We start from the raw sequence: 12,551 nt of genomic DNA, 5'->3' as shown, positions 1-12,551 counted from the left end.
ACACAATATCGGTGCAGGCGGTACAAAAAACCGCGACTGGTGGCCCAATCAGTTAAAATTAAATATCCTGCGCCAGCATTCATGTAAATCCAATCCTATGGATGATGGATTTAACTATACCGAAGAGTTTAAAAGTGTTGATTACAATGCTTTGAAAGAAGATCTTGTTAAACTGATGACTGATTCGCAGGACTGGTGGCCTGCAGATTTCGGCCATTATGGCCCGTTTTTTATCAGAATGGCATGGCACAGTGCAGGTACCTACCGGATTGGCGATGGCCGTGGTGGCGCCGGCAGCGGACAACAACGTTTTGCACCGCTCAACAGTTGGCCCGACAATGTCAACCTCGACAAGGCTCGCCGGTTGCTGTGGCCAATCAAACAAAAATATGGCAGAAAACTTTCCTGGGCCGATCTGATGGTTCTTGCCGGAAACGTAGCGCTTGAGTCCATGGGGTTCAAAACTTTTGGTTTTGCGGGCGGGCGTGAAGATGTTTGGGAACCTGAAGAAGATGTTTATTGGGGCGCTGAAACTACATGGCTGGGTGGTGATATCCGTTATGCAGATGGTTCGGAAGGTGTTGAAAAAGAGGGTGCCGTATTGGTTTCCGACGATGATGCAGACGGAGATATCCATTCCCGCAACCTGGAAAATCCACTTGCTGCTGTGCAGATGGGTTTGATCTATGTGAACCCCGAGGGTCCCGATGGCAATCCTGATCCCATTGCCGCAGCTCGGGATATCCGTGAAACCTTTGCGCGTATGGCAATGGACGATGAGGAAACCGTTGCATTGATAGCCGGCGGTCATACCTTCGGCAAAACGCATGGAGCCGGAGATGCTGGGCTTGTGGGTGCTGAACCTGAAGCCTGCGATATTGAAGAGCAGGGACTGGGATGGAAAAGCAAGTTTGGCACCGGTAAAGCTGGTGATACAATTACCAGCGGCCTTGAAGTAACCTGGACCACTACGCCTACCAAATGGAGCAATAACTTTTTCTGGAACCTTTTTGGCTACGATTGGGAACTTGAAAAGAGCCCGGCCGGAGCGCATCAATGGCGTCCCAAGCATGGCATGGGGGCAGGAACGGTTCCCGATGCCCACGATAAATCGAAACGCCACACACCGAAAATGCTTACAACCGACCTTTCACTACGGCTCGATCCAATCTATGAAAAGATTTCGAGACGGTTTATGGAAAACCCCGATGAGTTTGCCGATGCTTTCGCACGTGCATGGTTTAAGCTGACTCACAGGGATATGGGGCCAATCTCGCGCTACTTAGGCCCGGAAGTGCCACAGGAAGAACTTTTATGGCAAGATCCGATTCCCGCTTTGGATCATGAACTGATTGATGATAACGACATTAAGGCGTTGAAAGCAAAGGTTCTGGCATCAGAACTTTCGGTATCGCAGTTGGTTTCTACCGCCTGGGCTTCAGCATCAACATTCCGCGGATCCGACAAGCGTGGTGGCGCAAATGGTGCACGTATCCGCCTGGCTCCTCAAAAAGATTGGAAGGTTAACAACCCCGTGCAACTCGCGGAAGTCTTGAAAACACTTGAAGGAATCCAGCAAGAGTTTAACGCTGCCCAAACCGGAAATAAGAAAGTTTCGCTGGCCGATCTGATCGTGTTGGCAGGCTGCGCCGGTGTTGAGAAGGCTACCAGGGATGCCGGTTTTGATATTACAGTTCCATTCACAGCTGGCCGCATGGATGCATCACAGGAACAGACAGATGTTGAAGCTTTTACTGTTCTTGAACCAGCCGCCGACGGCTTCCGTAATTATTTGAGAACAAAGTTTTCGGTTTCAACCGAGGAGTTGCTGGTAGATAAAGCGGAATTGCTCAATCTGACAGCTCCGGAAATGACGGTTCTTATCGGCGGAATGCGCATGATGAACACGAACTGGGACAATTCCAGTCATGGTGTTTTCACTGAACGCCCCGAAGTGCTTAGCAATGACTTTTTCGTAAATCTGCTTGATATGGGTACTGCCTGGAAATCGGTTGATGATCAAAAGGAAATCTTTGAAGGACACGACCGCAAAACCGGACAACTAAAGTGGACTGGTACCCGCGCTGACTTGGTTTTTGGGTCAAATTCAGAACTCAGGGCAATTGCCGAAGTTTACGCCAGCGCCGACGCGCAGGAAAAGTTTGTCAACGACTTTGTTGCAGTCTGGAACAAGGTAATGAACCTTGATCGTTTCGACCTCGGCTGATCTCATAAGTGATCGTTTTTTCTTTCACCGCCAGGACGCAAAGCCGCTAAGCATTAAATATCAAAAAGATGTATTATGACGCCTTTGCGACCTGGCGGTTAAAATTGAATTTTTTGACAGATGCAACCTATACAGTAAGAACAAATGAAATTTCTTTTCTCTGTAAAACCAAGAAACACAGCTACAAATTTGTCGCTATTGTTGCTTCGCCTTGGTATTGGTGGACTTATGATGACTCATGGCTTGCCAAAGCTCCAACGCCTGCTTGGGGATGGTGAAATATCATTTGCCGATCCATTGGGAATAGGAGCGACCCCATCGCTGGTTGCAGCCATCCTGGCCGAAGTTGTTGGTTCAGTACTGATCATGCTTGGATTGGGAACGAGGCTGGCGTCCATTTCACTCATCTTCACCATGGCAGTAGCCGTGTTCATTGTTCACGCTGACGATCCTTTTGCCCGCAAGGAATTAGGACTAATCTACCTGCTTGTTTACATTGTCCTGCTCATCATGGGCAGTGGAAAATATTCTGTTGACAGGTTTATCAGTCGCTAAAATCATGCGCTAAAATTTTTGTTTAGCTTGATTTCAATTGTTTTTCACAAGCTTGTCTTTTTCCATTTTCCATGTGTGAACAACCAAAGTGTAAAAATTCCAACTGAAGTCTCGGAAATAAATACTGCCCAGAATACGCCGGAATATTCCCATCCCATATGAATTGCCATCACCCACGACAAAGGAATCTGTATCATCCAGAAGAAAACCAGGTTGATCCATGTGGGAGTGCGCGTATCGCCGGCACCGTTAAAGGCCTGTACTGATACCATCCACCATCCGTAAACGAAATAGGAATACGATAAAATTTTCAGCCATTTGGATCCGACCGCAATAACAAGGGTATCATCGGTAAAGATGCCCATGAGTTGTTGGTTGTAGAAAAAGAATAAAAATGAAACACCAATCAGAAAGATCATGTTGTATAAGCCGATTTTCCACACGGCCGATTCAGCCCTGTCAGGTTCTACGGCCCCCAGGTTCTGACCTACGAGCGTGGCCGCTGCATTTGACATGCCCCAGGCTGGCATCATAGTAAACATCATGATACGGATAGCGATGGTGGAACCCGCAACCACCTCACTTCCCAGCTCTGAAAGTATGCGTACGATGAAAATCCAGGATGTCATGCTTACAAGCATTTGCCCCATGCCGCCCAAAGATGTTTTCAGGATTTGGAGCATGATCTGGCCATTCCAGATAAGTTGAGAGGATAAAACCCTGATATGTTTACCACCCCTGAAAAGAATCCATAACTGGCAAAGTACGCCAACACCCCTTCCGATGTTGGTGGCAATGGCTGCCCCTTCGATGCCCAGTTCAGGAAAAGGCCCGTAGCCGAAAATTAATAGCGGATCGAGTATAATATTGATTCCGTTGGAGATAAAAAGAATGCGCATGGCAATGGCTGCATCGCCGGCGCCCCGGAAGATGGCGTTGATGACAAACAATAAAATGATCACAGCATTTCCACCGAGCATCCACTGCGCATAGCGGAAGCCATAAGTGAGTGTCCATTCGTCGGCGCCCATGAGTTTAAGAAGGTCTTTGGCGAAAAAAATACCGGCAATAGCAAATGGAATGGATAACAGCAAGGCCAGGAAAATGGATTGCACGGCAGCAGTGGCAGCTTTTTCCGGGTGTTTTTCTCCGACCCTGCGGGCAACAATGGCTGTAACTGCAATGGATAAACCCATAGCCACAGAGTAAAGCAGGAAAAGATAAGTTTCAGTGAGTCCGACGGTAGCCACAGCAGAAGCGCCCAGTTTGCCAACGAAATAAATATCGGCAACGGCAAAGGTAGATTCCATTACAAGTTCCAGCACCATAGGAACGGCCAGCAAAAAGATCGCTCTCTTAAGGCCAATCTTAGTATAATCGGCTTCAGTGCCTTTGATGGCTCCCTTTAATTCCTGCCAAAGCGTAAGCTTATTTTGAACCGGTTGCTCCGGGTCTTCCGAAATAGTATTGTTGTGTTGCATGAGAATCCCCCAAATTCAAAGCCTGCAAAAGTAGAGTTTTCAACTTTAAGTTGGACTTTTTGTTCATTTCCTGGGAGGGCTAAAATTATTAGCCGGGATTTTGTGGGGGTGGGCTATTTTGAATGGTAGGATCGAGCCCACTCAGAAAATCCAATTTACTACTCCCGATCTATCGCGTTTTCTCTTGTATAGTGTCATGTAGAGTGGTATGTGCAAATTTTGCACATACCATTTCTTATTTAAATTCACTTTCTTTGCTGATTGATATTATTTCGGCAGAAATCCACATTCAGTAATAGTCGCTTTTGCGTCCTCTGATTGCAACCATTCATATAGTTTATAAGCCATTGTATTATGGTCTAAATTGGAACGGATTGCAACATGTACCTTTGATATAAAGGGAAATGTTCCGTTTCTAACCGTTTTTTCGTCAGGGAAAATACCATTGATCGCTATTTTAGGCACTTCGCTGTCGGGTATCCGTGCTTGCAAATTTTTGTAGTTATTGAAAGTATAACAGATAGCATCCTCGTTATGTAAAATTTCACCAAAAACCTGCGCCATTCCGCCTATAGAGCTTTCCGGAAAATCCGCCGGTTCCAAACCATTCATTACCAACTCTCTAAACACTTCCTCACTGCCCGAATTCCGGGGACGTGTAAATACTTTTATACTTGTATTATTACCGCCAACTTGCGACCAATTGGTGGTTTCGGCAGTATATATATTCTGGATTTGATTGATTGTCAGTGATTTTACAGGATTATTCTTGTTTACAATAAAAACAAAAGCGTCCAATGCGATAGGGGTTTCAATCAGTGTTATTCCAACTGAATCGGCATGGGCTTTCTCGTCGTGTGAGATAGTCCTGTGTGTGAGGATAATATCAGCTTCGCCGTCAATTAAATTAATAAATGCGCCATGAGTTTTAGAGCTCCTAACACGTTGCCAAAAAAAGTCTTTATACTGATCAGGTATTTCTTCATATACAGGCTGTAAAGTCCATTCAGAAACAACTCCCGGCTCAACCCATTTATAGGAAACTTCTAATAGTTTACATGCAACCATCGCATTCAGCACACTTGAGGAAGTAGAGCCATCCACTTTTGGATAATTTTCGAATGAAATGTTTTTTATCCCAATAAAATTTTCTTCTTCTTTGTCGCAACTGATGTAAATTATTATTGCAAATAAAGTCAAGACTGCAATTAAATGTAATCCTCTCATAGCTAAATATTTAAGTTTTACAGATTGTCTTTATCATTATCTTTTTTACTGTCAGAATTATCATAAAAATACAAAAAGGTCAAATTCTTATGATTTTGAGCGTGTGCCTTAAACTTTGTTTTGTCTATGTCTGCTCTGCTCGGTCAGATTGAACCCAACTCGTTTATAGCTGCACCATCAGGTACGGTTGTACAAAGGTCTTAGTGCTGCATAGTTTTACCTCATGGCACGGTTTATTCACCCCGCTAATATAAATCTAAATTGTTTTATGCAAGGTGTAAGCCGATATTTTTTCCTGCCAGGCTAATTTTCGGGTTTAAGCCGGTTCTTACAGGTAAACCTCACAATAAAATATCAGGATTCCAGATGAAAACAAGGATTCACAATCAAAAACCCCAAGATCATTTCGGCACTATTCTAAAAAAAATCCCTGGTGATTCGGTAAGCACATAGATGTAGCCATCAGGGCCGATGCGGATATCCCGGAAACGGGCAAAACCCTCCAGCAGTTTTTCGGTATGAACGGCTTTGTCGCCTTCGAAGCTGACCCGGTGTATATGTTGCCCCGCCAACGCTCCAACCAGCATATGCGAATTCCATGAAGGATAGCGGTCGCCCTGAACAAAAGCCAGACCACAGGGCGCAATGGAAGGTGTCCAGTGAAGTACCGGATCAATCATTCCGGGAAGTGTGGTGTCAGGAGTGATGCTGGTTCCGTCATAATTGATGCCATGGGTAACGAGTGGCCAGCCATAGTTTCCGCCTTTTTCAACGAGGTTTATTTCATCGCCTCCACGCGCACCATGCTCATGCGACCACAATTTACCGGTTTCCGGATGCAGCGTCATGCCCTGGATGTTGCGGTGGCCGTAAGACCAGATTTCAGGCAATGCACCCTGGGTTCCTACAAAAGGATTGTCAGCGGGAACACTTCCATCATCATTGATACGCATCACTTTGCCGCAATGGTTGGCGAGGTTTTGCGCATTTTCCATCGTTCCGCGATCGCCAATGCAAAAGAAGAGATAATTATCGGCGTCGAAAACAATGCGGGTGCCAAAATGGTAAGCCGAAGAAGTAAGGGGAGAGCCATGAAAAAGCTCTTCGAGTTCTTTCAGTTGCGTACCTTCAAGTTTTGCCCTGGCAATGGCTGTATTTCCAATACCGTTGTTCTCTTTGGCATAAGCAAGGTAGAGCCAGCCATTTTCCGTGTAATCCGGGTGCAGAACTACATCGAGCAGCCCACCTTGGCCGTGTGACCAAATATCAGGAAGGCCCTGGATGAGGTCTTCGCTCAGGCTGCCATTCTCCCAGATTCGCAACCTTCCGGGTCTTTCGGCAATAAGGATTCGGCCATCAGGCAGGAAAGCCATGCTCCAGGGGTTTTGAAGTCCCGTTGCCAGTGTGTCAACCGTAAATTGCAGTTCTTCAGATGTGATCCATTTTTCATTTGGATCAGGCTTGTCGGCAGAGCAGGAAAGCTGCTGAAAGACTAATAAGAAAACGAGTATGCGTATCATAGTTTTCAGTTTTATTGTTTGGATTTCACAAATTTAACAAAAATGTGGCCAAACCGTTCATTGAAGTCTAAATCAATGGAGCGATGATTGGCGAGGACTTCCGCAAACTGCTGAATTTTAGTGGTTCTCAGGCGTGGCGGATCAGGAACTAAAAACTATAAAAATCAGAGGTTTGTGACTTTTCAGCATGGAACCATTATTCGATTTCTAATGCTTCAATCTCAGAAGTTGAGTTATCTACCAGAATCAGCTTAAATGGGTGTCTGAATCCAAAATTATTTAATCTTTCTTTTATAAATCTTGTCTCCATTAACAATTGTGGATTATGCCAATTTTGTTTAGGAATAAATAATCTCAAAAAGTAATAGTTATCCTCATAATCCAGATAGAAATCAAGCCTGTTCTGAGGGGAAAATATGTTATCCATATCAAGGATAAGTCTTTGAAGTTTATCCTTCTCAGATTCTTCTATTGAAATCTCATAAATCAAATTAAAATTCGGATTTTGTGTGAACCTTACAGCTTCCATTAAATTTGGAATGCTATCATAGTTGTCAAGGTCAATGGTTTTATCATTAGCTAAATAAGGGTCAGTGATTTTATAAGTAATAGAATTTTTAAAATCATATCTCCCAACATGTTTAAAAATCTGCCGAATGTCTGATAAATATGCGTTATCATTGAAAAATGATTTTTCAGTTATCAGCTTAAACTCATAAGTGTTATCAGTGGCAATAAATACTGCCTCTGCCGGGTATTCGGGATCAAAGTATTGAATTCTCTTCAATATTCCACCTAGCTTGTGAACTTCATCAAGGGGCATTTCGGAATTATAATAAATTCCATTTGATTCAAATGCTTGCCTGGTATAATCATTTATCGGTGAAATCTGATCTAATACTATTATTGGTGTTAAAATTAAAGCTGCTACGAAAATTGTCAATCCAGCTACAAGCCAATTGGAACCTTTCTCACCATTATTATCAAAGTGTTCTTTAATTCTGCCACCTTGAAGTTTATTGATAATAGGGTATAAAATCAATCCATTAATAGCAGGAATTACCAATCTTGTGCTGTCAACTATGTTTTCAGGTATATACATTGCAATTCCAATCAAAGCGAGAGTCCAAAGGATGCCAATAAAAATCCAGGCAACACCTTTCTGGCTCTCTCCGAAATGCTTGTAATTATTATAAATCAGTATTCCAGCTACAATAGGTGATCCAATGACACAGGCTACCTCAATCTGTTTAAGGTTGTAAATCTTATTGTTGTACATCTGATTGCTTTGTTTTCTCAGTTTTAGGGACTATGACTTCAATCCGTCTGATAACCTGCGCTATCAGCCACGAAAATACGAATAAATTTTCCTGGGCTTGAATCATTGTGATGCCCTATCCTGTTAACAGGATACCTTGAATAAATCGATTTAAACAGAAACCTTGATAATGCAGGACTTTGGATTTTAAGCGGTCAATTTTTTTATCATTCCATCGAAAATTATTCCATGAAAAGGGAAAACTGAATACCAGTATAGCCTTCCGGCCAATCCCAATGGCCTGAAAGTCGCTGTATGAATAAGCGTGTTTTCATGAATTCTGAATTCCAGCCATGCTTCCCCTGGCAATTTCATTTCGGCAAAAAGCAGTAGACGGCCTTCCTGCCTGTTTGCATACAAAACCCTCCAAAAATCCAGTGTATCGCCGGTATGGATAGAGTTAGGATTTGTCCGGCCCCTGCGTAAACCGACACCTCCGGCCAGTTTGTCTAAAAAGCCGCGGAATTCCCACAACCAATTTCCATAATACCAACCGTTTTCCCCTCCGATACCCCATATTTTTTCAATGCATTTTTCGCGGTCATTAAACTTCATGATGCGCCTGTCTTTGAAACAGCCATATTCGGGAACCTGAACAAAAGCTGATATTTTGAAATTGAAACCGCTGCTAATATTAGCATCTTTCCAGCTTGATTCAATTTCATGTGTTTCGATCCGGCGGAATGCTTTTTGAATGGCCTCTTCATAGCTCAAGGGGAAGATTTCCAGAATCTGGTTTATTCTGTTGTCGCGGCAAATGACTTCCACTCCCATACTGTCCACCAGGTTTCTGGCAAGCCTGTATGACGTTGAGGTCACAAAATACAACCAGTATGAGGATAAGTTTGGCGACATCACTGGAACAGTCAAAATGCTGCGTTTAAGATTCCTGACTTTTGCAAAACCCATGAGCATGTCCTTGTAAGTCAGGATATCGGGTCCACCAATATCAAAAGTCTGGTCAAATGTTTCAGGATTAAATAATGATTTTGAAAGAAACGCAAGTACATCAGAAACCCCAATGGGCTGGCATCTTGTTTTGAGCCATTTCGGTGCGATCATCACAGGCAGTTTTTCAACCAAATCCCTTATGATCTCGAAGGATGCGCTCCCCGAACCAATGATAATGCCGGCTCTCAAAGCTGTGAAATGATAATTTCCCTGGCTTAATATTGATTCAACATTCTTCCTGGATTCCAGATGTTTGGACAGATTGGATTCATTGACAATACCACCCAGGTAAATGACATGCCTCACATCCGTTTTGTTTAAAGCATCGCGGAAATTACTTGCTGACTGTTCTTCAAGTGTCCGGTAATCATTGGTTGAGGTCATGGAGTGAACAAGATAATAGGCCCCGTCAATGTCGGATGGAATTTTTCCCAAAGAGTCTTTATCCAGCAGATCCAGTTCCAGCACCGAAATATTTTGCTTCAGATACTCCGGTGGATTGAACCTGCTTTCATCCCTTACGCAGCAAATCACTTTATGTCCGGCGTTCACCAGCACAGAAAGAAGCCGCTTGCCAATATAGCCTGTTGATCCGGTCAGCAGTATTTTCATGATTGTATTGCTATTGGGTTCTTATTTACTGCAGTACCTCCAGGTTCTTATCCTCGTTTTTTATTTGTTTTTAAGAACCTTATCGGCTGCGAGTTTACCGGTAAGTATTGACATAGGAACGCCTCCGGGACTGTATACCCATTGCCCAGCCTGATAAATTGATGGAAATGGCGTAAGAACAGAACGATCGGCATGCTGGATTTTGTTTATTACCGGCATCTCGTCTTCAAAAGCCCATCCAGTTATGCCTCCTTCAGAAGTCCCTACTCTGCTTTCTATGCTTAAAGGGGAAAATGAGAAGCGCGCAATGATTTTTTCCTTTAGCATCGGGTAAATGGAATCAGAAATCACGCTTATCACACGATCTTCAATTTCAGCTATGAATTCATTATGCCAGCCTGCCTCCTTTATCTTATTAAACAGATCATATTCAGCAAGAAAACTGATAATGACGCCGGTTTTTCCTGCAGGAACCATTTCATGGTCTTTAAGCCCTGGGATAGATATCTCAAATGTGTTCAGACTGATGAATTTATCCAGCCAGGTCAGAATCTGAGCTTTGTTGACGTCCGAAAAATTATTTAATAGATCCTTTAAATCTTTGCGATGTATTTCGTCCAGGCCTTGTCTCGAGGGTGTATAAAAAAAGTGGCCATGAGCAATCTTAGCAAAGCTTTCCAGCGGTTCATCAACTTCTAAGAAAAGAGTAAAAACAGAATCCCCTCCTCTGCTTTTTAGCATGCTGGTTTTGGTCTCCTTGATATTTGCTTCCATAGCCGGCGGAAAGTTTTCAATTTCAGCAATATTGTAAAGGGTTTTTAAGTCGGCTGCCCATATCAGGTTTTTATAATTATAGCTGTTATTCTGATCATCTATAACAAGATGTTCTTCTGGCAATACCCGGGTGATTCGGGTTTCTGTTTTTATTTCTCCCCCAAATTCCAATAGCTTGCTTAGTAGCGATTCGGAAAGTTTACCCATTCCACCTTTGGGATAGAAATAGTCAAGGTAAAGCGAAAAATAGCTCAATGCGAAAAATGCAGGTGTATTCTTAAAAAAATGCTGGGAGATCATGTCCCTTAAGGATTTGTCTTTGATAATGGTTTTAAGATAATCCTCAACCGGGGTATTCATTCGGTTTATTTTCCGGACAGTAAATATGAACCTTGGAAACCAGGGTAAAAGCTTTTTGAAAATAAAGGGCAAATCTCGTTTTAAGTCTTTAAAAATAGGATTCTCTATTCCATAGAGCACATCCATATGCTTCATGATTTTCCGAATAATTCTTATAACCTCATCAATTTCGATATCACTTTGTGGATGGAATTTTTTCAGAAGATCACTGTATTCCAAAAGGCTATCAATGTTTTTAATATTCAGCACTTCATCCTCTATTCCAATAGAAACATGACTTTTAACCAAGTCGAGCTTAATATTCAGATCCTTGAGCATGGTTAATACGATACCTGCATCCAATAAGGCCCTGACTCCTGCATCGAAAAAAAATCCGTTATGCGAAAATGTATTGACCAGCCCTCCCGCTTCCTTGTTTTTTTCAATGAGCAAAACTTTTTGTCCATTACGGGCTAAATAAGTCGCAGCAGTTAAACCGGCAATTCCTCCGCCAACAATAACAGTATCATAATTCTTTTCGCGCATATCAATCTCTGGTATAACATTCAGTCATCCTTGTATTCAAAGCAGGGCTATTTTAATCCGCATATTTTCAGTGTTTTATCCCAAAGTTCATGGGCAACTTCTTTATCCAAGGCTGGTGGTGCCGGCTCTTCCCGGGTGGTTAAATTAAAGAATTTTCCGCTCACACCATCCAATTCATCTGAAACCCCGAGGTAATAGAGTGCCTCTGCGGATATATCCGGAGATTTTAAGGTTTTATCAAAGAAATTCCTTTTAAACCAACGGTAAACTGGTCCGTTTTCCTGCCCGGTTTCTGTTTTTACTGCTCCGGGATGCATGGTATTAATTGTAACTCCTGTGCTTTTGAAGTGCTCATCAAACACAATCATTGACAATAGCTGAGCAATTTTGGCTGATCCATAGCTTTTTAGTCCTGAATATCTGCGCTTTTCCCAATTCAGGTCATCAAGTCTTAAACCCCATATTGCGAACCGATGTCCTTCAGAACCCACCATAATAATCCTTGCCTTTTCCTGCGCTTTAAGCTTATCCATCAGCAGGTAATTCATGATGAATGAAGAGAGGTAATGAACCACAAAAACCTTTTCAAGTCCATCGGCTGTTAGCTCCCGTTTAGTGAGGTACACACCGGCATTGTGAATCAGCACATCAATCGGGGCATCCAATTGCAACAACTCATCGGAAACTGTGAAAATATCCTTTAAATCACTCAGATCGGCAATCCTGTAGTCGCAGGTAACACCATACTTACTTTCAATTTCCCGCCTAAGATTCTCCGATTTTTCAGGGTTTCGGTTAATGCATAAAAGATTTGCCCCTTTTGAAGCAAACTTTTGCGCTGTAACATAACCTATACCTGATGTGGCGCCAGTGATAACTACAAGTTTATTTTTGAAGTCGTCAGTGCATATTTCAGGGTCTGACCGGTTATTCCTGATCATTGCAAAAATGTTTGACCACTTATACTCCCGAAAGTATTGCGATGTTTTTTTTCTCATAAG

9 protein-coding genes are annotated in these 12,551 nt (G+C 42.9%); 2 read left to right on the top strand and 7 right to left on the bottom strand.

The annotated features are described in order from the left end of the window. The first annotated feature begins 7 nt into the window (after positions 1 to 7). Positions 8 to 2,227, top strand: a complete 2,220-nt coding sequence (gene katG, locus IH597_08520; protein MBE0662498.1) for a catalase/peroxidase HPI — start codon at positions 8 to 10, stop codon at positions 2,225 to 2,227. Positions 2,228 to 2,371: 144 nt separating this feature from the next. Then, on the top strand, positions 2,372 to 2,782 hold the full coding sequence (locus IH597_08515) for a DoxX family protein (GenBank protein ID MBE0662497.1): 411 nt from the start codon (positions 2,372 to 2,374) through the stop codon (positions 2,780 to 2,782). Between the two features lie 44 nt (positions 2,783 to 2,826). On the opposite strand, the gene IH597_08510 is transcribed toward IH597_08515, so the two are convergent. The 7 genes from IH597_08510 to IH597_08480 form a co-directional block, all read right to left on the bottom strand. Further along, positions 2,827 to 4,263 (bottom strand): MATE family efflux transporter, encoded by a 1,437-nt coding sequence (locus IH597_08510; protein ID MBE0662496.1) that lies wholly within the window; start codon positions 4,261 to 4,263, stop codon positions 2,827 to 2,829. Positions 4,264 to 4,530: 267 nt separating this feature from the next. After that, positions 4,531 to 5,490: a substrate-binding domain-containing protein gene (locus tag IH597_08505; GenBank protein ID MBE0662495.1), complete on the bottom strand. Its 960-nt coding sequence runs from the start codon at positions 5,488 to 5,490 to the stop codon at positions 4,531 to 4,533. Between the two features lie 401 nt (positions 5,491 to 5,891). Beyond that, positions 5,892 to 7,010, bottom strand: a complete 1,119-nt coding sequence (locus tag IH597_08500; GenBank protein ID MBE0662494.1) for a PQQ-dependent sugar dehydrogenase — start codon at positions 7,008 to 7,010, stop codon at positions 5,892 to 5,894. A gap of 196 nt (positions 7,011 to 7,206) precedes the next feature. Further along, positions 7,207 to 8,289, bottom strand: coding sequence for a hypothetical protein (locus IH597_08495; protein ID MBE0662493.1), 1,083 nt, complete (start codon positions 8,287 to 8,289; stop codon positions 7,207 to 7,209). 186 nt (positions 8,290 to 8,475) lie between these two features. Further along, a complete protein-coding gene (locus IH597_08490) occupies positions 8,476 to 9,891 on the bottom strand; it encodes an SDR family oxidoreductase (protein MBE0662492.1) in 1,416 nt (471 codons plus the stop codon). Positions 9,892 to 9,951: 60 nt separating this feature from the next. Then, positions 9,952 to 11,550, bottom strand: a complete 1,599-nt coding sequence (locus IH597_08485) for an NAD(P)/FAD-dependent oxidoreductase (GenBank protein ID MBE0662491.1) — start codon at positions 11,548 to 11,550, stop codon at positions 9,952 to 9,954. Positions 11,551 to 11,597: 47 nt separating this feature from the next. Beyond that, a complete protein-coding gene (locus IH597_08480; GenBank protein ID MBE0662490.1) occupies positions 11,598 to 12,548 on the bottom strand; it encodes an SDR family NAD(P)-dependent oxidoreductase in 951 nt (316 codons plus the stop codon). Between the last annotated feature and the right edge of the window lie 3 nt (positions 12,549 to 12,551).

It is taken from the genome of Bacteroidales bacterium, assembly GCA_014860575.1.
GTDB lineage: Bacteria > Bacteroidota > Bacteroidia > Bacteroidales > JAAYJT01 > JAAYJT01.
The sequence above is the reverse complement of the archived record's forward strand: the minus strand, read 5'-3'. Positions and strand labels throughout refer to the sequence as shown.